The sequence below is a fragment of the Salinivibrio sp. VGrn1 genome (assembly GCF_009377995.1).
Lineage (GTDB): Bacteria > Pseudomonadota > Gammaproteobacteria > Enterobacterales > Vibrionaceae > Salinivibrio > Salinivibrio siamensis.
The window spans coordinates 388075-408645 of sequence record NZ_SATA01000001.1; the positions used below are offsets into that span (position 1 = coordinate 388075).

Consider the following 20571-nt stretch of genomic DNA (forward strand, 5'->3'; position numbering starts at 1 on the left):
CACGCTTATTACTTATTGATCAGTGTAATACATGTGCGTGAAATCAGGCGCAATTTCACGGTTTTCCGCTCTGATATCTTGAGCGTGCCCACTCGCGGTCTGCGATCTCGCTATCGATTTCCGTGCGAGGCAATGATTAAAGCGATGTGAGATGCGTGCCTAGTCGCGATACTGTTTATAAGTTTACCGCGGTTAAACCTGGTACTTGTCGACAGGATTGTTCAAAAGCGCTGAGTTTGGGCGCCAAGTCAGCACTAACGAAGGTGTGTTCGAGTATTTGTACCTTACGTGCCAACTGCCAACTATCCACCGACGCCCCCTGCCCGTAAGGAATGGCATAAACATGAAAGTGCTGACGCTGTGCTACGTAATCCAAGTTTGGTGGCACACGGAGAGGCTGATAGCCCTGATTAAGGTAGATATAAAACTCGCCCATACAATTCGCGACCACATATGACCCTTGCTCACTGCGTAAGGCCAAGTAAGGCCGTGCGGTCTCTGCATATTGATTGATATGCCACTGATTCGCGTCAGGATTAAGCTGAATCATAGGGGCAACGGGTATCGCTGGTGCAGGCGCCGCCTGAGGCTGAGGCTCATTATTCGCTTGCGTGGGCTGAGACTCTGAGGGCGCTGGGTCGATAATACGTACACGTTGTGCGGTCTGGTCCTGATCTTGCCCCCAAAAGCGGTCAACCCATTGCTGCCATTGGCCCAATGGGCTTATCAGCAGCGCCATCATGGCCCAAGACACAAGCACCCAGCGCCAAGATAAACCAGGTTTGACTGGCTTTAATGTCACTGGTGTCGCTTTGCGAGTGAGATCAGTTTCCAATTGCTCCGCGCGCGATAGCGCTTCTTTTAACTCACGGTTCACCTGTACCAAGTCTTTTTTACGTTGGTCCTGCTCGCGCTGTAACGCGTGATACTGAGATTCCAATGAGTGATGCTGTCGCTCAAGCTTTTGGTATTGCTCGCGCCATTGGCGATTATCAAATTCGAGTTTGGCAATTTTGGCTGTCAAGTGTGCGGGGATTTGAGTATTGGCTTGGCGAGACTTCAATGTTCGATTTTCTTGTTGTAGCGCCGCCAGTTCTTTTTGTAGATGCGCAATTTGGCTGCGCAATGCTGCCTGACTGGCACCACTTAGCGGCTGACCCAGCGCACTGCCCTCGCCTTTACCTGACTTAACCGCTTGATAGGCTTCACTGACCAGCTGCATTAGCCCCGTACTGCCTCCTTTATCTGGATGTACGCGGCTAGAAAGTCGCTTATAGCGCTGTTTTATTTGCTCGGCATTGTCGCCAGCGTTCACGCCTAAAAGTTCGTTCCACGTGGTCATGCTGCTGCTCGTTATCCTACTCGTTGCCTGTCCAGATTAGCCAATTTATCGGCCAATGTGGGAAAAAATTAACCCCTTTCATCTTGTTTTCAAGTTAACAAACTCGGCGAAGGCATGCGTCGACATCTCTGTTGTTAGAAATAAATACTAAAAGTTTGTGTTTTTTGCCATTAAGAAAGAATTATTCCCCATTCACTGATTTTTGCATTGCATTCATATTTCTGTGATCTATCATACTTTCCGTCATAACGACGTTCCGATGAAGACAGCAGGAGAGAGGTGGCTGACGCCATCCGCCGAAGAAGTAAATCTTTCAGGCACTTAATTGTATGGACTGCTGTTGGAGGAGACTCTGGAGAGACCCGTTAGTTCGGGCGCCGAAGGAGCAAGCTTGTTTTCAAGTGAAACTCTCAGGCAAAAGGACAGAGGAGATACCCACCCCAATATGTAGCACTTTTGTTAATATTAGTGTGGTCTATCTCCTCCTTTGATGTTTAAAGGGGGAATGAATGCCATTTTTTTCGCAACTACCAGATATACAAACACTTCTAGGCACCATTGACGATTGGATATGGGGGCCACCGCTTCTTTTGCTACTCACCGGTACGGGGCTCTTTTTTACAGTACGGTTAGGGCTACTCCAACTCCGTCGCCTGCCGTTTGCGCTCAAGCAAATCTTTAAGCCGTCGAACGCCAAAACCCAAGGGGATGTTTCAGGGTTTGCGGCACTGTGTACAGCCTTATCCGCGACCATAGGTACCGGAAATATCATCGGTGTGGCCACCGCCATTTCTCTTGGGGGCCCAGGGGCACTGTTTTGGATGTGGCTCGCCGCCTTTTTGGGCATGGCGACTAAGTACGCCGAGTGTCTACTCGCGGTGAAATACCGTGAGGTCGACCATAAAGGCAATATGCTCGGTGGGCCGATGATGTACCTGTCTAAAGGCGCCGGTAAACCCATTCTCGCCAAGCTCTTTGCTTTATTTGGACTGGGCGTGGCATGCTTTGGCATAGGCACCTTCCCACAAGTGAACGCGATTAGCAGCGCGGCGACCCACTTATTTAACATTCCTACTGTCGCCGTTGCTGGACTTTTGACCGTACTTGTCGCCTTAGTGACATTAGGCGGAGTTAAATCCATTTCCGCCGTCGCCGCCAAAATTGTGCCTATTATGGCAGTGCTTTATGTAAGCGCGTGCTTATGGGTCCTCGTAGCAAACGCCGCGCAACTGCCACAAGCCGTCAGTTTGGTGTTTGAGTCTGCTTTCAACGGTATGGCCGCAACCGGTGGCTTTGCGGGTGCCGGCATGATGCTGGCGATTCAATCGGGTATTGCACGTGGGGTATTCTCTAACGAATCTGGCCTCGGGAGTGCGCCCATCGCCGCGGCCGCAGCAAAAACCGACTCCTGTGTTGAGCAAGGCTTAGTATCAATGACCGGCACCTTTATCGATACGCTGGTGATTTGTACCATGACAGGACTGACCCTGATCCTAACACAATCTTGGTCTGGGGAGCTCGCAGGCGCCGCCATGACCTCACATGCGTTTGCGGTAGGGATGGAAAGCAGTGTTGGTCCGATGCTGGTCAACATTGGCCTATTGTTTTTTGCCTTCACCACCATTTTAGGTTGGCACTATTACGGCGAGCGCTGCGTCGCGTACCTGTTTGGCAAAAAAGCCATTTATATCTATAAGCTATTCTTTATCGGCTTAATTGCATCCGGTGCCTTTATTCAATTGAATACGATTTGGATACTGGCCGATATCGTCAACGGCTTAATGGCGATTCCTAACTTGATTGGTTTATTGCTGCTGCGCAAGGTGGTCATTGCGGAAACCCAAGCTTACTTTGCCACACTAGACAACCGGACTCGCGCAACCAATGTACAGAGCCAAGAAAACAACGCCGTTGTTGATGCACAGTGAAAGTGATTAGCGACTCGCTAAGAAGTTGAACAGCGGATAAAAAAGCCGACGTGTCGACGCGTCGGCTTTTCTTTTCTGCTCATTGTTCGCGTTCACGCATTGCATCGCGTTTACGCATAAAACGATTAGGCGTATTGACGCTGCGCTTCATCAATACCCAGTTTGCCTAAAATCGCACGCGGGTTGACAAAATTGCTCACACTTACGTCGTGCTCGACTTTATCGCCCACGGCGACAAATTCGTAGTTTAGCGACTGTGTGGCTTGTTTATCCCACACCCCATCACCAAAATAAATGCGCCGCTCAAAATGGACACCGTAATCTTGTTTAGCGCGGAACGCAGCCAATGCCATCACTTCGCTACGACTCATCGCATCTGAACACGAAGAAAAAACAATACCGTCAATATTAAAACCAGCGGCTTTAAGCTTCATCCGCGCGGTCTCTTCCCAGCCTCCTGTTGCTATCGCCAAGGCAACGGTCGGCATATGACGCATCTCATCAATAAATGCTACCGCACCTGGCAACGGCTTTAATCCGTGGTTAGCAATTGCGCTGGCCAGTTTATGCGTAAACACGCGCTTAATTTCTCGAAACAACATGATCTTTTCGCGCTGAAGATCATGACTATCAATCAGCTCTTCAATGATCCCCGCATCGGTGACATTGGTGTAGCCACCCCAATCATCCGGCACCGTTAAACCAGTGACTTCATAAACAGCTTGACTAAAACACTCGTGGTCCATTTGGCAGCTATCGACCAGCGTGCCATCCACGTCTAACATAAATAAATTTTTCACGCGCATTTCCTCAAACCCCGTTGCGTCCCACAAGCGACCGACTTGTGATTTGATCTGGCGCTTTGCCGTTCTTTGTCTTGGATCCCTAGCCAACACAACGGGAATTATAACATTATTTTTACATTTTGAACGACTATCGGCCGCTATCATACGCCCATGCTCACGCAGCGCAACTGACCACGCCACGTGCAGCGACATCAACAAAATTTTTGAACAAGTTTAACGAATCTGTACGCTGGTGTTCATTGTGAAAGTCTCTAGACTACATCGAGTCAACAAAACAACCTCATGGGCAAAACGCCATAAACTGTAAGGAGAGACGCATGAAAGCGCTGGTATTGAAATCAAGTATTCTTGGCCCCTACTCAAGCTCAAACGCTGTGATTAACAGTGTGGTGGATGAGCTGTCTCCAGACACGCTGATTGAGCGCGATCTTGCTTCTACCCCATTGCCGATTCTCACTGGGGACAATGTAGGCGGCCTACGCGGTACAGGTGAACTCACTGATGCCCAGCAGCACGTGCAGCAAGCTTCAGATCAGTTGATTGAAGAAGTTCAGCAAAGCGATACCCTAGTGATTGCTGCGCCTATGTACAACTTCACTATCCCCGTGCAACTCAAAGCTTGGATTGATCTCGTTGCCCGTGCGGGGGTGACTTTCCGTTACACTGAAAATGGTCCCGAAGGTCTACTGAAAGGCAAGCGTGCCATTGTGGTCACCACACGCGGTGGGATGCACAAAGGGGGCACGACCGACCATATCACGGGTTACATGCAGACCGTACTGGGCTTTATTGGGATCACCGACGTCGAGTTTGTTTACGCCGAGGGGCTGGCAATGGGCGAAGACACTGCAAGCCAAGCCATTGATGAGGCCAAGCAAACACTGAAACGCTTAGCGTCTTAGCGTCTTAGCGGCGGATAACGCATGCTTTTGGGTGTTCGCACGACGTGAACGAACCGACCTTTCCACCTGCCTTATCACGATAGCCTGCCTGCGTGCAGGCTCTCATTATCGATCTTCACTGCTGACTGACTGTTTTTATACGCATCAGCGTTTCAATATTGCACCGGTTAGCTCAGGATTGGTGATACGCGATGCCAGTGTTACCATACTGGTTTATCGCAGGATTTTGCGCCTGCTTTCTTATTGACCAAGTTGGATTCGATTGTGACAGACGCCGACCAGCCAAGCTTTTTTTTCTACGACTTTGAAACATTCGGCACCCATCCAGGTAAAGACAGACCTTGCCAATTTGCTGGCGTTCGTACCGACAGTGACTTTAATGTCATCGGTGAACCCTTAGTCCTGTACTGCCAACCACCCAATGACTACTTACCGGCTCCGGAAGCCTGTTTGGTCACCGGGATTACACCGCAACTGGCACTGAAAAAAGGCTTATCCGAGCCGGAGTTCATCGCGCAGATCCATACAGCCTTCTCGCAACCCAATACCTGCATTGTCGGGTATAACAACGTGCGCTTTGATGATGAAGTCACGCGCTACACGCTGTACCGCAACTTTTTTGACCCGTACGGCTGGAGTTGGCAAAACGGTAATTCGCGCTGGGATTTGCTCGATGTAATGCGCGCCTGCTACGCACTGCGTCCGGATGGTATTGAATGGCCCCACGATGACAACGGTAAACCCAGCTTTAAACTAGAAAACCTCTCTGTTGCCAATGGTATAGAGCATAGCGACGCACACGATGCGATGGCGGATGTGCACGCGACCATAGAGCTGGCGAAAAAGGTCAAGGCGGCACAGCCACGGCTATTTGATTATTTGTTAAAACATCGGAATAAAAACAAAATCAAGCACCTGATCGATGTGGTGAATATGACGCCTCTCGTGCATGTCTCTGGCATGTTCGGCACCGAGCGAGGCAACACCAGCTGGATTGTGCCCGTTGCTTGGCATCCTGATAACCCTAATGCCGTGATTACTGTCGATCTGGCCCGTGACCCGGCCCCTTTGTTTGAATTGGACGCTGATACGTTACGCGAGCGCCTGTATACCCCGCACCACGACCTCACGGAAGGACAGTTACCGGCACCACTTAAACTGGTGCATATCAATAAATGCCCCGTTCTCGCCGATGCAAAAACATTACGACCAGAGGATGCTGCCCGACTCGGTGTGGATCGCGAAGCGTGCTTACAACACCTAAAAGCATTGAAAGCCGCGCCAGAATTACGCGAAAAGCTCGTTGCCGTGTTTGCCGATGCCAAGCCTTTCAACGATCAGGACGTGGATACGGCCCTGTACGCGGGCTTTTTCTCGAAAAGCGACCGCAGTGCGATGGACATCATCCGTGCACGCGATCCTGAGAATCTTGCAGCCCTGGATCTCAGCGTTGATGACTGGCGCATCAAGCCGCTGTTATTCCGTTATCGCGCGCGCAATTACCCGTGGACACTCACCGAAGCCGAGCAGCAAAAATGGTTTATGCATCGACGTGATTACTTTGAGACACACCTTCCTGCTTATATGGATAACCTGCAGCATCTCGCTGAACAGCACCAAGCTGAGGAGGATAAAGTTCGCGTTTTAAAAGCGATTTACCACTATGTGGAATCACTGGTTGGCTAACACTGGCACGGTTGCTAAAGACGCATCGCGAATACACCATCCGGTCAGTAAGGCGACCTACCATCACTCCGACCTTAGTCTACCTATCAGGTAGCGGTGGTGGACAGGTTTGGTCGCCTTTTATTTTTAACGTCATGTTTTTTAAGTTATTAACTAGCAATGCTGACACACTGCCCACTTTGTCCTACCAAAAAAAAGATAGCTTGACCAGTTGCAGTTCTGTGATTTGAGTCCACACTTTTAAAAAGGATGTTGTTTGGAGTGTGGCAATGATGACAACAAAAGTAGATACGCGCTGTTACCGCTTTCCCGAGGTTGATTTTGAACCAGAAAGCCGTACGTTATATTGGGCCGATGACACGATGACGGTTCTCTCTTACGAAGAGTCTCGTTTACTCGAGATGCTTTGCTACTATGCCGGAGAGGTACTCTCTAGCCGCACCTTATTCAAACAAGTGGCCTTGCCCGACAGCTCATTTGCCCAGCATCAAAGTGTGGTGACATCATTAATGGCCAAATCCTACCGCAACGGCAAAAAATGCCTTCCCTTTGAAGTAGTCGGTGAATTTGGTTTTCGTGTGTCGCTTCCGCAGCAAACACTTGCCAAACGTCCAGGACGAGCAGCAAACGCTGCATCACAGACGCCTCCACCGTCTTTAACGCACTCAACGACCATTGAAGAGTCGTCGTTTAGTATCGCTAAACCACTCACGATCCTAGTCACGGCAGCGGCGGTCATTATTGGCATGACAGCATTATTGACTCAAGCTTAGCGTGTTTGATGCCCGTGGTGCGCCACGGGCGTGTCGTATTAGGTCGTCGTTTTTGCTTTGTCCATTGGCTTTAAAATCTGAGAGAGAGATAATGCCACGCCGCTATTTACCGCTTCTGTTGTTTATCACGCTGCTCAGCCTCTCCACCCCTACCCGAGCCACCATTGAACAAACCTATGTCGCACACCTTGGCGAACTACCTGGCTTGATCAATTTGGATGGTAGCGGCGCGTTTGTCGATTTCGTCCGCTATCTTGATGCGCAAGACCCTAGCACCAAGATTATTATCGAGGTTTTCCCTATTCATCGCGCGATAAACAGTGTCGCACAAGGGCGAGCCGACTTTGGTTTACCCGCGGTGCGTCCGACGCGGGAAGTGTCCACCTTGCCTTTCGACTTTAGCGAGGTGTCATTTGGCCAGGTCACACATGTCCTTTACACCAATAAAGCGCTCCCGCTCTCGGTCAAAGCGCTGTGGGCAACCCCCTCGCGCTATACCATTGAAGCCGTTCCCTATTATATGCCCTTTAAGGTGCAACGCTCGCACAGTATTAAACAATCTTTGTTGCGCTTGGCCGCGGGGAGAATTGATGGTTTCGTTTGGGCGCAAGAGGAAGCTGACATGGCACTTAAAGAGCTAGGTTTAACCATGATCAAACGCGCACACTTTGCTGACTTCCACGATGTCTTCATCATTCCTAAGGGCGAAGCGGGCCGAGAAATCGATGCGTATCTCACACGACTGATTACTCGCTTGCGTGACCAGGGCGATCTCGCGCGTGAGTATCGTAAGGTACATCGCCCCTATGTCGATTGGCAGCCATAATGCATCAACCGTCTTTCGGCTCGCGAACGTGTCTGCCTACGCACGTCGTCATGATGGCCACATTAAGAGGCATAAAAACATTGATGTCACTCTAACTTTCAGCAACAAATCTGCTCTTGCAAAACATGCGTGACATTACTCACACAATTATTGAAAAGGCTTCTCTACACTGTCCTCCCGTTAACGATAAAGAAGAGATGCTATGCGAACCGCACTAACTGACGCACTGACACAATTACCCGACGCCCTACAAAGCGTCGTCTCTGATTGGATAAATGACGCAAACTTTGGTGCTACCTTCACACCAGAGCAGGTGGCGCAGATGGAATCCGCCAGTGGCCTTAACGGCGCCGCACTGCGTCTTGCTTTATTGCCTTTGGCGGCGGCCTATGCGGTTACCCCCATTTCTCAGTTTAATGTTGGTGCTATTGTCCGTGATGAAAGTGGCACCCTGTATTTAGGCGCAAACATTGAATTCACCGGGGTGCAGCTAGGGCAGACAGTGCATGCCGAGCAATGCGCTATCAGCCATGCTTGGACAAAAGGGGCAAAACGCCTCACCGATATTACGATCAATTACAGCCCATGTGGTCACTGTCGGCAGTTCATGAATGAGCTCAATGGCGCTGAGTCCTTGATCATCCAGCTGCCACAATCCGATCCTAAAGATTTGCACACCTATCTACCCGAGCCGTTTGGTCCTGCCGATTTGGGGATTGACTCTCGCTTATTGACTGACGAGTCCAATCAATTATCAACGGATGATATCGATATTCCATTGCTAAAAGCCGCCGCTGACGCCGCTAACCGCAGTCACGCGCCCTACTCAGGTAACTATAGCGGGGCCGCGGTTGAAACCAATGATGGCGAATTTTTCTCTGGCATGTATGCCGAGAACGCGGCTTTTAACCCAAGTCTTCCGCCTCTTCAGGTTGCATTAATTGCGGTCAATATGGCGGGCTACCATTGGACAGAAATTCGCTCTGTTGCGTTGGCCGAAATGGCAACGAGTACAGTCAGTCACCTTGCCGATACCCAGGCAACACTGGATGCCATTGACCCAGATATTCCCTTAGTGTATTCAACCCGCTAAGCGCCCTCCTTATTTGTCCGGTCCTCAGGGGATTTCAGGTCGCCCTGAGGTCGGATTTGCGCTACTATCCGTGCGTCTTTTTTCGGATAGTCACGGCAATGAAACAGATTCATAATCCACTCCAAGGTGCGGCCTGGATGCTGACCGCAGGCCTGTGTTTTGCCCTCGTTAACAGCCTGTCTCAGTACGTTAGTTTTAAAATGGGCTTACCCTCTACCACGGTTGCCTTCATTCAATACGCCATCGCCTTGGTTGCGATGATCCCCTGGTTGAAGCAACTCGGGATCCGTCAAGCACTCAAAACCCAACACCTTGGTCAGCATTGTCTGCGGGTGTTTGTCTCCGTGATTGGCATTCAACTGTGGCTGTGGGCGCTGGCCTACCCAGTGCCCATTTGGCAAGGGATTGCGCTATTAATGACCTCACCGCTATTCGCAACGGTAGGCTCTGGGCTGTTTTTACGAGAGCGAGTGGGGATCGCGCGCGGTCTTGCGACGCTCGCTGGGTTTTGCGGCGCCATGATTATCCTCGAGCCTTGGTCAAATGCGTTCACTTGGGCAACGTTATTGCCTGTTGGTGCGGCGTTTTTCTGGGCCACCTACTCGTTGATGGTGAAACGTTTATCCGCCTATGACCCTCCCACCACCATGGTGGTATATTTACTTTTGTTGATCACGCCCTTTAATTTGCTACTCGCCGTGCCTGATTGGACGCTCCCTCAGACATCGACTGCTTGGTGGATGTTATTTGGCGCCGGCATACTGACCGCCCTCGCCCAGTGGGCCATTGCCAAGGCATATGCTGTTTCCGATGCCTCTTTTGTGCAGCCTTTTGATCACGCTAAACTCCCTCTTAACGTCCTCTTTGGTTGGCTGGTGTTTAGTTGGGTTCCACCCGGCCGACTGTGGTTAGGGGCGGGTATTATTATTGCAGCGGTCTTTTTTATTACTCACTGGGAATCACGCCAATACACGCAGGCACAAAATAAGCTCGCATAGTCGGTTTGCCAGTTTCTACGCTTTCTTGCCCACTAAGACGGCTGCTTACGCCGTCAAAGAGCGTGCGACGTCAAAGAAAAGGGGCCGTCATGGCCCCTTGACACACTCTCACCCACATCGGCCACTACGACACCGCGGCTTTGATTAACCACACTTGTTCACCACGCTCGCCGTCGGGTTCCGTGTGTGTCTCGAGCAAACTGATGTCTAAGCCTTGGAACGCCTCTTCTACCACCGACGCATCAATGGAAAATGGCGGCGTGTCATCCGTTTGCGGATAAAATAAGGTAATCAGCAGCAAACGCCCTCCAGGTGCCAGCAAGGTTCGAATATGGCTGACATACTGCGCGCGCATAGCAGGCGGCATGGCCACCAAGGCGGCGCGATCATAAATCAATGGCATAGGACTCAGGCGCGCGGTAAAGAAATCGCCATTGATCAGCTCCAGTTCATCAAAACAATAGTGCATATGCCCTGATGGGGCGCGATAAACCTGAGGGGTATATAAGTTTTCCGAAAAAAAGGCACGCACTGCGATCTCACTAAGCTCGACGCCAATCACATGCTGATGTTTTTTAGCAAGCCAGTTGAGATCGATCGACTTTCCGCAAAGGGGCACCAAAACCGTTTCGTCACTTTGTGGGGCCAGTGATGACCAGTGGCGGATAAGCATCGGGTGTACCGTATCGCGATGAAAGCCTATTTGGTTTTCAGCCCAGCGCTGATGCCAGAACGCTTGTTCCATGCTCTCTCCAACGTGATGAAAACGGTGATTTTAGCAAGTTATTTCCCCAAACTCACTAACGTCGAGACTCAGGCGCGTTAGACGCTATTATCGATCTTGATCACAAACTAGCCACTAAGTGACTTGCGAGTGACGCCACAAAACATTACTGTTTAAACATACAGTATTGATTATATATACAGGTGTTTTATGTACGTGACGTCTAATGTGTCAAATCAAGCTAAGGTCCAGTCTCCCGCGCGTGTCACGCCATCATCTTGCTATCATGCTGCTTTTACCGCCGCCACACAGGTAAACGCACACTGGCAAGCGACCTTACGCGCGATTGCACTGCAAGCACGCCAGCCCAAGTGGGTCACGATCATTAATCCACCTCGCGCTTTAAATGCGGCACAACTTAGCCTCTGGGGCATTAATGCGAATCAGGTACGCGTGGTCCATCGCCAAGCAGGGTACGATGATGAAGCGCTTATTGATGCGGCGTTAGCGGCTGACACCTCATGTGCCATTATCGCCTTTACCCCAACAGACAAGCCGTTCAATTACTGTGAGCAAAACAAACAAGGGATCGCGCGCGTCGATCCCGCCTTTATCCAGCGTCATTAATTCACGCAGTATCAATAAGTTGGTAGCATGGCTGGTTAGGATTGAGGATTAAGACCTGAGGGTAGCGTTAGGCGAACCCATTCACGGTTCTCATTGCTGTACTCAATTTGCGCATCGGTTTGCTGGCTAATCGCCTCCATTTGTCGATATTCAAGGGCATAAGGCATTAAAATCGTTAGCTCTTCAATGCCTTGTTGACGCGCAAGACGTGCCAGCTGCACCAAATTGGCCGTATCGGTGTTACGCACCGACATCACGCGAGTGGCTTGCTGGTATAGCTGCTCTTGTGCAGAAAGCGGGGACACTCCATCACTGGCTTGATGTTCAAGCACAGTCGTAAAGATGGGTAATAAACTGCGAAAAATATCGGTAAACGTCCAGTTTGGTTGCTGACTCTCACACAAAAAGTGGGTGTAGTCGAAAACGACTTCTGTGGGCGCTTTCAGCTGGGTTGACAGCACATCCATGGCTTACCTCCAGACAGAAAATGAAATAGACACTCCCACTATAGGCAGTTTTAAACGTATGTCTGGAAGATCGTACAGTATTTTGCGCTTGATCATGCTTTAGCTAAGGGAATGCGCAATAAAGACAAACTTTATTAACACAATAAAAACAAATAGTTGATAATAGAAAAGTTTGTTTACCCTAGCATCACAATGCGGGGAGAAAATCAGGCAAGAATATTGGTGAGTCGAGTGAACATCCGCTTACGTATCAAATACCATCATCAAACACGTAAGCGGATGCGCAAAGGGATCAACAAGCTTTGTATATCACCTTATTGGCGGCGACTTGAACACGCTCAACGGCGCCTTCTTCAGTCAATTTTTTCAATGCACCTGTCGCCCAAGAAGCCGCTTTCGTGTCTTCTTGACCAGCCGCAAGGCCAATCCCTTTTGGATTAATGCCGTCAGGGTTTGCTTGAACAATCTCGAGTACTTGTTGTTGCTTTGGCGTCAATGAAGAGGCTGAGCTCGCCACCGGTGCCTTAGCGGCTGGTTTTGCGGCTGGTTTTGCTGCTGGTTTCGCAGCGGCAACCGATTTTGATTTAACCGGACGCTGACGTGCTGGCGATGATGCCTTAACACGTTTGTTGAGTTTAAGTTGTACCTTACGCTTGTGAGAGATTTTCATTCAATCATCCTACTCCGACGCACTACGTTCAGGCTTGCTGAATGCAGCGGGTGAAAAACAAAGCGCGTGTTATACCAAATTTCCATCCACTTTTGTAGGTAACCGCCCCCTAATAGGCGCAAAGATCGTGATATTCAGCGATAAATGTTTACCAATCCAGTGATTCTTAGGCAAACTAATCAGACACTATGCGCGTATATTTAACGGGTAGTTTGTAAAAAAGACGGGGCGGTTTTGCCACCTCTTGCGAAGAATGGATGATCATGGATGCTTTAAAGACGATCAAAATCTATCCTCCTCAATTTGAAGCGGCGCGCTGGAGCATGTTAGCCGCCATGGCGGTGGCGTTTCTTTTGATCTGCTTTTTCCTCGTCCAACCGACGCTCTCGCTTGGCCAGGGTTTATTGGGATTGGCGGCCATCATTGTCATTTTATATGTCGTTAACCAGTTGCTTCAACGTGTTCAGCTCTCTTTTTCATTGTCATTTATGCACTTACAGCACCATAGTTTTCGTGGTGGCTGGGCGCTTAAGTGGCGAAACATTGAAGCCATTGGCATCCCGCACCTCCACCGGCAAGGGTTAGGTGAACCGCTTCCATGGGTTGGAATAAAAATTAAGCGTTACGATGCGCTCTTAGACAGTATTAGCTTGCGAATGGTGACCCACATTATTATGACCCAACGCGCGTTACTCATCACTGCGTATCGGCGTGGAGACCATAAACCCAGTAAACCGCTGGAAGACATGATGTTTGATGACACCCCGTATCGGGGAAGCAACGGCGTGCTATACAAAGGATTGATGGCCATGCTGGCAAACCGTATGCGCTATACCAGAGAGTTACTCGGGTACGATTTGTTTGTCAGCGAAGACTTGCTCGATAGACCCCTCGAGGACTTTGTTGGCGTCGCCCGGCGCTATTTGGCCGCTGCCAGCGGTGATGACTAAAGACTAGCCTTTAGCATCAGATAGCTGCAAAAGGCCGGCTGTTCTCAACGGTAGATTAGAACGCTCCCGTTAAAAAGGGGTTCGTTTTCCGCTCGTGACCCAAGGTCGATGTAGGGCCATGGCCAGGGATAAAGGTCACATCATCCCCAACCGGCAGCAAGGTGTGTTTGATGGCGTTGATCAAGGTGGCGTGATCCCCTTTGGGAAAATCAGTTCGCCCGATACCACCGTTAAATAGCACATCTCCTACCCAAGCGGTTCGCCCTTCCAGATCGACAAACACAATGTGGCCAGGGGTATGTCCAGGGGCAAACAACACCGAGAGCGTACTATTACCCACGGACACGGTGTCACCTTGTTGTAGCCACTGATCAGGGTCAAACGGCTCAGCATGCGCGAAACCAAACATTTGGGCTTGTGCCGGCAACGCTTGTAGCCAGAAAGCATCTTCTTTGTGCGGTCCCACGACAGGGACATTCAACGCGCTAGCAAGCTCAACAGTGCCGCCAACATGATCTAAATGGCCATGCGTTAGGAGGATTTTCGTCACCGTCACTTCGAGCGAATGAATGACTTGGCGAATTTTAGCAATATCCCCACCGGGATCCACGACAGCCGCCTGTTGCGTTTGGTCGCACCAAATAATGGAGCAATTTTGCTGAAATGCCGTGACTGGCACAATTTCATAATGCAACGCCATGGAGTTAACCTTCTCTTTGTCTGTTCAGTGACGCAATAACACGTAATCCGTGACACGCCCTCAGGTTTTGAATCGTCAATATGCGCCTCACTATGCCACGCTGTCACCAGTTTGCAACTATGCTGCCAAGGGGGTGTCACTTTTACTATCTAGGCTAACGTCAGGATATCTGGATAAATCAGATGCGCATTTTTGCATGCAGGGTTGCTTATGTTAGATGTTGATAAAGTTCTATCGTCTCATTATCCCCAACTAGAACAGCGAGACTGGCTAAAACGTCCCGTCAGTAAAACCCTTAAACGGTTACTTCATGAGCAGGAGTTTCAAGCCTTTGCTGAGCGGTATCCTCATCTGCAAGGGTTTGAGTTTGTTGAACAAGTGCTCGACTACTTTAACTTTAGCTATCGGGTGAGTGATCGCGAGAAAGAGCGGATTCCCGAATCAGGACGTGTCGTGATTATCGCCAATCACCCTATCGGCTCGCTGGATGGACTGGCGCTGTTAAAACTGGTGCGCTCTGTCCGACCGGACGTCAAAGTGATTGCTAACGATTTATTAATGCAGGTTAAACCGCTCCACGGTTGCTTGTTGCCCGTGAACAATATGGGGGGATATACCCCGAAACAGAACCTACAAAACATGACTCAGTGGCTGGAAAATGACGGGGCAGTCATCATTTTCCCCGCTGGTGAAGTGTCACGGGTTGCGCCAACCGGGATCCGTGATGGCGCCTGGCACCCTGGCTTTTTACGCATGGCAACCAAATCAAAAGCGCCCATTCTCCCGATTCACGTCCAGGGCCGTAATTCAGCCCGTTTTTATGGCGCATCCATGGTATATAAGCCGCTCTCTACCCTGTTGCTCGTCGAGGAAATGTTTCGCCAAGAGAACAATACCATTGCTTTTACCGTCGGCGAATTAATCCCACACCACAGTTACAGTGCTACTGCCTCCCTGCCCGTCAAAACACGCGTTAAGTTATTTCATAAGCACTTGTATCGTATTGCCAAACGCAAGCCTGGCTTGTTTCCCACAGAGACAGCCATCGCCTCTCCCGAGCCTCGTTTAGCGCTTAAACAAGCCCTCAATGCTGGCCAGCAACTCGGACAAACACCGGATGGTAAACTGATTTACTTACTCGACTATCAAGCAGACTCCCCTGTCATGCGCGAAATTGGACGATTACGTGAAGTCGCTTTTCGTGCTGTGGGAGAAGGCACAGGTCAGCGACGTGATCTCGATAAATATGATCAGCATTACTGGCATTTGGTCCTTTGGGATCCCGCCGAACTCGATATTGTGGGCGCCTACCGCTTATGTGACACCCAAGCGACGCTCACCGCCCAAGGGCTTGATGGGATCTATAGCGCGAGCTTATTCGATTTTGAGCAAGGCATGCAGCCGTATCTTGCTCAGGGGCTGGAGCTGGGACGTAGTTTTGTGCAACCTAAATATTGGGGCAAACGGAGTTTGGACTATTTATGGCTTGGTATTGGCGCTCTGCTCGCGCAGAAGCCACAATACCGTTATCTGTTTGGTCCAGTCACCATCAGCAACGCCATGCCACAGGCGGCTAAAGAATTACTCATTTTCTTTTACCGTACCTACTTTACTGGCGAGAGCGAGTGTGCACGCTCTAAACGCCCCTTTGAACTGGCAGACAGTAAAGAAAGTGAGCTTCTGGGTCACTTCTGCGGGAACGATTACGCCAAAGACCTTAAACAACTTAAAATGCTACTCGATCACTTAGGCGTTGGGGTCCCCACCTTGTATAAACAGTATAGTGAGTTATGTGAACCAGGTGGTGTCCAGTTCCTGGACTTCGGCGTGGATCCTGACTTTGCCGATTGTATTGATGGTCTTGTTTTGGTCGATCTTAAGCGCTTAAAACCCAAACGCTATCAACGCTACATTGCCCCTCACCTGAGCCACCAGCCTAACGCTGATACATCTCGTTGAGCTAACGACAATGGCGTGACTCGCCTATACCGACATGAAGAGAGAGCCGCGGTTATACGCGGCTTCCTGGTGACTATTGCGCTTGCATCTGCACAGAATGACGCTGCTGGGTTAAATAACTGGGCTCTTGTGTGGTGATCTTACGTTTAGCAGGGACATCATAGGCATACACGTCATCACGAAAGGCCAATTCCCCTTCATCAGTGACCCAAGCCGTCTGGTAAATGGTCTGAACCGCTAAACGTTTTTTGAGCGGTACCCACTTGGTCTGAGTTTTATCAATATAGTACTGGTAATCGGTCAGCTGCTTACCCGATAAATCCAATAATAAGTCCGCCAGTTGCTCCGCTTGCTCGACACGGATACAGCCGGAACTAAATGCACGCCGTGACCGGCTGAATAAGCTTTGCGCTGGTGTATCATGCAGGTAGATAGCATTACGATTGGGCGTGTTGAATTTGTATTTTCCGAGGGCGTTGCCTCGACCTGGTGCCTGCTGAAGCCTATAGGGAAACCCGTCGACTGACACTTTTTGCCAATCAATCGAGCTAGGGTCAATCTGGGTGTCACTTTGCCAATTGGGCAAAATACGATATTGATGCTGAGACAAATACTCGTGCCCATCAACCAGCTTGGGCAAGATATCTTTTTGCACTATGCTCCGAGGCACATTCCAGCTCGGATTGAGTACCACAGAGTCGAGTTGTGACGAGAACAGGGGCGTACGTCTCGATTGGCGACCGACCACCACCTTGCTTTCGAACACATTCTGATCGTTAGCCCACAGACGCATACGATAATCCGGGATGTTGACCACAATGCGATCCGGTTGTTGCTGGGGCCATAACCGTAACCGCTCCGCATTAAGCGCCAGCAGCCGGATCCGCGCCGACGCATCTAAATTAAGCCATTTCAACGTTGACGGGCCAATGATGCCATCCACACTCAGTCCGTGTTGTGACTGAAACCGTTTAACGGCATCGAGTAGATCGCCACCATATTGCACCGTTTTACCATCCAGTGCCTCTAACCGTTGACTGTCCCCCCAATATCCCTGCACCCGCAGGTTATCAACTAAGTTGAGCGCCAAGGGGATCGCTACCGCTTGGTCAGGGTAAATCAATCCATCGCTGGTCACGCTGGGCCACACTGAGCGGGCTTGACGTTGCAAGCGAACAATCTGCTTAATCAGCGCGGTATATTGCGGATGCTGAGGCCGAAGCTTGCGCAGAAAAGCGGGCAACGCCGGCCCCAAACCTGCTTGAAAAAAGGACGCTCGCTGAGACTCGGAGGGCTCGGGCAATGGCGTGTGATGCAAAGAGCCAAAAAACCAACGCATACCTTTATCGGACACCGCATCCAGGTAACTCATCAAGGCATACGCGGTGTCGGTAGCAAAAATATCATACGCGGTGTCGCTACCCTGCTGGCGGAGTTGGCGAAGTTGCCACGCGCGCCACTCAAATTCCGGACTGAAGCTGGCCAATGAAATCACATTAACTTGCGTTGCAAGCTCGTCCCGTGCTGTATCCTGGGTCCAAAGCAGAGAAAACCCATTATCGAGATAGTCTTGAGTCAGCGCTGAGGGATAGGCCAAAACAGTGGCATCGGGGGCGGCCGACTCCAGCCAGTCGCGCGCATACTGATAGGCGCGTTGACGATGATCGTCAGCCGACAGGGTTTGCTCAACCGACGCCGCTTGATCTGAGGCCGAATGCGCCGAGGTGGATGGTGCCAGAAATCGCATGCCACCGGCCTCGATCGCCTCATTTGCCATACCGGGGTTTACCCAAAAACAACATCCTATCAGAAGGTTAGCCAACCAGGCATCGTGCCTTCTCATCATACGACCCTCCTCATCCATGCTTTAATTATGGCAAATTTTGCCCCCGTCTCGACAAAATCATCGCCTGATTTTTTCTCGCCCCCCAACCCGCGATGAAACAAAAAGCGGCAGCCTCTCCAGACTACCGCTTTTCACGCTACCATGCTTTCATTACACCAGCGTTATCCAATGATTATCCCATCGTACTGGCGTCATCTGATAATCGGGATGATGTGCGCTATCAAGGGTCACCATTTTGCCGCCCCCTGAACTTAAGTTGATCACATCACCGTCACGACTGGCACCAGAGGCATCCACTAATGGATGCAAACCTATCATTTTTTTCGTGTCTAAAGACCAGACACCGTAGCAATTGCCTCTGGGTGAGGTCGCCACCACCCAGCCATTGAGTGTCGCGATACTCGCCACATAGTTGTTAAATCGAGCCCATTGCTCAGGGGTGGCATTGAGCATTTTCATCGGCTCACCACGACGGTGAATGGCCACCAAGGGGGCATTATCCTGACCATGGTATTGCTGCCCCGTCACCACATAGCCCTCATCTGACACCATCAAATGACGAATACTCAGCTTTTTATTGGCTAATTCAGCACGCTCAACCACCTCACCCGTGTCGATGTCGATGTACACCAACGCCGGTGACATTGAATCGATGTTTAGCACGGTGCGGCCATCGGTATGCATGCCACCGACCCCCACCACCAGTGTGTTCGCATCCGCCAGCGCGATTTCATGAGGACCAATCCCAAAGCCGCTTATCTCACGCACTTTTTTCACCTGGCCGTGCTCGCTCAGTCGATAAACACCGACCACGCCCTCGCTGGTTTGACGTTTTCCTTCAGTGGTATATAACCATTGACCATCATCAGAAATCACGCCATGGCCGTAAAAGTAGCGTTCTGCGCTGGCCGTTACCTGTGACAACGTCACGCCACGTTGATAATCAAACACCTGCATGAAATGACCGGGCCGACGCGCAAATGCCACACCCAGTGTCCCAACCTCGCGACGTTGGGCGGCGACACCATGACCGCGCGCGGGTAAAGGAAGACGGAAGACGGGCTGTCCCATACGGTCAGCGCCGACAACCGCGAACGTTCCATCACTGCTCAGCGCGCAGCCGAGTAGCTCACAACGCGCTGACGTGCTGTTGCCACGACAACCACTCAACGCATTCACCACTGTAGGCAGCGCCGCTCCCATCAGTGCCGCTTTTAATAGACGGCGTCGCTTTAAACTAGTCTCCATCTGATGCATTAAACCCGACGATAATACCTAAATCTTGCGCGACCTGACCGCCAAGCACCAACTTGAGATATTCTAGATTGTTGTAGACGGTGAGCATGTCTCGATACCCTGCGACGCTATTTAGCCTGTCAAATAAGGGTTCGCCATCTTGTGGCATGCTGTTATATGCCAACTGCCAATGCTCGCTGACACGATCCGCGACCTCATCATAACCTCGCTCACGGAGGGATTGTTCAATGCCACCCTCAGCGTGATATTGGGTTTGCATCGCTTTGATGCTTTGGCGTAACAATGTGAGAGAGTGCCGTGAGCGCCACGCTTCACCTTGGTAAGGGTTAGGAAAGCCCGGTTTACCCAGAGGGCCAGACAGTTTCTTCAGCACATAATCCAGCTGATGGGTCAACGCACCGAGCTTTTCTGATACCGCCATCGAAGGCGGCATGCCATGCCAAGGATTTTGCTGCCAAGCCGCATTGAGCGCAGATGCCGTTTGTTGCAAGCGAGCACTGACCGCAATCGCCACTTCACAGTGTTTCGGTTGACTTAAGTCAGCTTGCTGATCATAAAGCAACCACTCCATCGCGCCGACGCCTTGCACGGCCACACTTTGCTCGGCCAATACCTCCGCGGTCCACTGTGTTTCACTGGCCAGCAAGGCATTAATTTTTCGCCCTGTGGTATTTTTTTTGTCAGGATAAAACTGAATACGCCAACTTTGCGCCAAGGCGTCCTCAGACCCTTTTTCTACCCCTTGTAATGGCATCCAATTGGCCATCACCGTCTTCCACGCTTGGCGCGCATCATCAATCGGCGTGCCCTGAGTACAGACCGATTGCGTGGTCTTAGCCAGATCCGTGGTCGCAGAAAGAAACTGCTCACTTCGCTGCTTTTGTAGTTGCCAAAGGCCGTGGTTAGGCCCGGTCTCGGTTTGAGATAAACACCCACCGAGTAATACCGTGGCGCTCAGAGAGAGCGCGGCGATAGGATTGAGTCGAAAACGCATGCGACAAGACTCCAGCATATTGT

General features: G+C 50.6%; 19 protein-coding genes and 1 riboswitch. Of the genes, 10 read left to right on the top strand and 9 right to left on the bottom strand.

All coding sequences use genetic code 11. From position 1 onward, the window contains the following. Window positions 1–175: 175 nt before the first annotated feature. A complete protein-coding gene (locus EHW56_RS01710) occupies window positions 176–1342 on the bottom strand; it encodes a J domain-containing protein (RefSeq protein WP_152799027.1) in 1167 nt (388 codons plus the stop codon). A 342-nt stretch (window positions 1343–1684) separates the two neighbouring features. Next, window positions 1685–1778: riboswitch (glycine riboswitch) on the top strand. A 73-nt stretch (window positions 1779–1851) separates the two neighbouring features. Between EHW56_RS01710 and EHW56_RS01715 the strand changes: the two genes are divergently transcribed. Further along, window positions 1852–3270 carry a sodium:alanine symporter family protein gene (locus EHW56_RS01715; protein WP_152795420.1) on the top strand — a complete coding sequence of 473 codons (1419 nt, stop codon included), beginning with the start codon at window positions 1852–1854 and terminating at the stop codon, window positions 3268–3270. Window positions 3271–3395: 125 nt separating this feature from the next. Here the strand turns inward: EHW56_RS01715 and EHW56_RS01720 are convergent, their stop codons facing one another. Then, entirely contained in the window at window positions 3396–4070 is a 675-nt protein-coding gene (locus EHW56_RS01720; RefSeq protein WP_231637370.1) for an HAD family hydrolase, read from the bottom strand. 323 nt (window positions 4071–4393) lie between these two features. Here EHW56_RS01720 and EHW56_RS01725 point away from each other — a divergent pair, with 323 nt between their 5' ends. From EHW56_RS01725 to EHW56_RS01750, 6 genes are all read left to right on the top strand, one after another. Continuing rightward, entirely contained in the window at window positions 4394–4978 is a 585-nt protein-coding gene (locus EHW56_RS01725; RefSeq protein WP_077577759.1) for an FMN-dependent NADH-azoreductase, read from the top strand. A gap of 264 nt (window positions 4979–5242) precedes the next feature. Next, on the top strand, window positions 5243–6664 hold the full coding sequence (gene sbcB, locus EHW56_RS01730; RefSeq protein WP_077607096.1) for an exodeoxyribonuclease I: 1422 nt from the start codon (window positions 5243–5245) through the stop codon (window positions 6662–6664). Window positions 6665–6933: 269 nt separating this feature from the next. Then, a complete protein-coding gene (locus EHW56_RS01735; protein WP_052707982.1) occupies window positions 6934–7437 on the top strand; it encodes a hypothetical protein in 504 nt (167 codons plus the stop codon). A 91-nt stretch (window positions 7438–7528) separates the two neighbouring features. Further along, entirely contained in the window at window positions 7529–8263 is a 735-nt protein-coding gene (locus tag EHW56_RS01740; RefSeq protein WP_152799031.1) for an ABC transporter substrate-binding protein, read from the top strand. A gap of 202 nt (window positions 8264–8465) precedes the next feature. Beyond that, entirely contained in the window at window positions 8466–9356 is an 891-nt protein-coding gene (cdd, locus tag EHW56_RS01745) for a cytidine deaminase (protein WP_152799034.1), read from the top strand. Between the two features lie 98 nt (window positions 9357–9454). Then, complete coding sequence (locus tag EHW56_RS01750; RefSeq protein WP_172969948.1) at window positions 9455–10354, top strand: DMT family transporter; 900 nt, start codon at window positions 9455–9457, stop codon at window positions 10352–10354. Window positions 10355–10478: 124 nt separating this feature from the next. On the opposite strand, the gene EHW56_RS01755 is transcribed toward EHW56_RS01750, so the two are convergent. Next, window positions 10479–11099: a thiopurine S-methyltransferase gene (locus EHW56_RS01755; RefSeq protein WP_152799035.1), complete on the bottom strand. Its 621-nt coding sequence runs from the start codon at window positions 11097–11099 to the stop codon at window positions 10479–10481. Between the two features lie 189 nt (window positions 11100–11288). Here EHW56_RS01755 and EHW56_RS01760 point away from each other — a divergent pair, with 189 nt between their 5' ends. After that, the gene (locus EHW56_RS01760; protein WP_046073161.1) at window positions 11289–11705 is read left to right on the top strand and encodes a hypothetical protein; all 417 of its coding nucleotides are present in this window, start codon (window positions 11289–11291) and stop codon (window positions 11703–11705) included. Window positions 11706–11740: 35 nt separating this feature from the next. Here EHW56_RS01760 and EHW56_RS01765 read toward each other — a convergent pair whose 3' ends face one another. Both EHW56_RS01765 and EHW56_RS01770 read right to left on the bottom strand, forming a co-directional pair. After that, window positions 11741–12172 carry a hypothetical protein gene (locus EHW56_RS01765; RefSeq protein ID WP_077607092.1) on the bottom strand — a complete coding sequence of 144 codons (432 nt, stop codon included), beginning with the start codon at window positions 12170–12172 and terminating at the stop codon, window positions 11741–11743. Between the two features lie 292 nt (window positions 12173–12464). Next, entirely contained in the window at window positions 12465–12842 is a 378-nt protein-coding gene (locus tag EHW56_RS01770; protein ID WP_152799038.1) for a MarR family transcriptional regulator, read from the bottom strand. Between the two features lie 263 nt (window positions 12843–13105). Here EHW56_RS01770 and EHW56_RS01775 point away from each other — a divergent pair, with 263 nt between their 5' ends. Further along, complete coding sequence (locus EHW56_RS01775) at window positions 13106–13792, top strand: DUF2982 domain-containing protein (RefSeq protein ID WP_227486460.1); 687 nt, start codon at window positions 13106–13108, stop codon at window positions 13790–13792. Window positions 13793–13847: 55 nt separating this feature from the next. Here EHW56_RS01775 and EHW56_RS01780 read toward each other — a convergent pair whose 3' ends face one another. Continuing rightward, window positions 13848–14492 (bottom strand): MBL fold metallo-hydrolase, encoded by a 645-nt coding sequence (locus EHW56_RS01780; protein ID WP_046073157.1) that lies wholly within the window; start codon window positions 14490–14492, stop codon window positions 13848–13850. Window positions 14493–14702: 210 nt separating this feature from the next. Between EHW56_RS01780 and EHW56_RS01785 the strand changes: the two genes are divergently transcribed. Next, on the top strand, window positions 14703–16451 hold the full coding sequence (locus EHW56_RS01785) for a GNAT family N-acyltransferase (RefSeq protein ID WP_152799041.1): 1749 nt from the start codon (window positions 14703–14705) through the stop codon (window positions 16449–16451). Between the two features lie 73 nt (window positions 16452–16524). Here EHW56_RS01785 and EHW56_RS01790 read toward each other — a convergent pair whose 3' ends face one another. From EHW56_RS01790 to EHW56_RS01800, 3 genes are all read right to left on the bottom strand, one after another. Then, window positions 16525–18297, bottom strand: coding sequence for a murein L,D-transpeptidase (locus tag EHW56_RS01790; RefSeq protein ID WP_172969949.1), 1773 nt, complete (start codon window positions 18295–18297; stop codon window positions 16525–16527). A gap of 150 nt (window positions 18298–18447) precedes the next feature. Beyond that, window positions 18448–19545: a DUF1513 domain-containing protein gene (locus EHW56_RS01795; protein ID WP_046073155.1), complete on the bottom strand. Its 1098-nt coding sequence runs from the start codon at window positions 19543–19545 to the stop codon at window positions 18448–18450. Beyond that, a complete protein-coding gene (locus EHW56_RS01800; protein ID WP_172969950.1) occupies window positions 19535–20548 on the bottom strand; it encodes an imelysin family protein in 1014 nt (337 codons plus the stop codon). Before EHW56_RS01800 ends, EHW56_RS01795 begins: the two co-directional genes overlap by 11 nt. Window positions 20549–20571 lie beyond the last annotated feature (23 nt).

Coding starts and splice junctions, on each gene's coding strand:
- EHW56_RS01780 (WP_046073157.1), bottom strand. CDS start 14,492: ATGGCGTTGCATTATGAAATTGTGCCAGTCACGGCATTTCAGCAAAAT.
- EHW56_RS01760 (WP_046073161.1), top strand. CDS start 11,289: ATGTACGTGACGTCTAATGTGTCAAATCAAGCTAAGGTCCAGTCTCCC.
- EHW56_RS01770 (WP_152799038.1), bottom strand. CDS start 12,842: ATGAAAATCTCTCACAAGCGTAAGGTACAACTTAAACTCAACAAACGT.
- EHW56_RS01755 (WP_152799035.1), bottom strand. CDS start 11,099: ATGGAACAAGCGTTCTGGCATCAGCGCTGGGCTGAAAACCAAATAGGC.
- EHW56_RS01715 (WP_152795420.1), top strand. CDS start 1,852: ATGCCATTTTTTTCGCAACTACCAGATATACAAACACTTCTAGGCACC.
- EHW56_RS01765 (WP_077607092.1), bottom strand. CDS start 12,172: ATGGATGTGCTGTCAACCCAGCTGAAAGCGCCCACAGAAGTCGTTTTC.
- EHW56_RS01750 (WP_172969948.1), top strand. CDS start 9,455: ATGAAACAGATTCATAATCCACTCCAAGGTGCGGCCTGGATGCTGACC.
- EHW56_RS01740 (WP_152799031.1), top strand. CDS start 7,529: ATGCCACGCCGCTATTTACCGCTTCTGTTGTTTATCACGCTGCTCAGC.
- EHW56_RS01725 (WP_077577759.1), top strand. CDS start 4,394: ATGAAAGCGCTGGTATTGAAATCAAGTATTCTTGGCCCCTACTCAAGC.
- EHW56_RS01735 (WP_052707982.1), top strand. CDS start 6,934: ATGATGACAACAAAAGTAGATACGCGCTGTTACCGCTTTCCCGAGGTT.
- EHW56_RS01775 (WP_227486460.1), top strand. CDS start 13,106: ATGGATGCTTTAAAGACGATCAAAATCTATCCTCCTCAATTTGAAGCG.
- EHW56_RS01790 (WP_172969949.1), bottom strand. CDS start 18,297: ATGATGAGAAGGCACGATGCCTGGTTGGCTAACCTTCTGATAGGATGT.
- EHW56_RS01710 (WP_152799027.1), bottom strand. CDS start 1,342: ATGACCACGTGGAACGAACTTTTAGGCGTGAACGCTGGCGACAATGCC.
- EHW56_RS01785 (WP_152799041.1), top strand. CDS start 14,703: ATGTTAGATGTTGATAAAGTTCTATCGTCTCATTATCCCCAACTAGAA.
- cdd (WP_152799034.1), top strand. CDS start 8,466: ATGCGAACCGCACTAACTGACGCACTGACACAATTACCCGACGCCCTA.
- EHW56_RS01795 (WP_046073155.1), bottom strand. CDS start 19,545: ATGGAGACTAGTTTAAAGCGACGCCGTCTATTAAAAGCGGCACTGATG.
- EHW56_RS01800 (WP_172969950.1), bottom strand. CDS start 20,548: ATGCGTTTTCGACTCAATCCTATCGCCGCGCTCTCTCTGAGCGCCACG.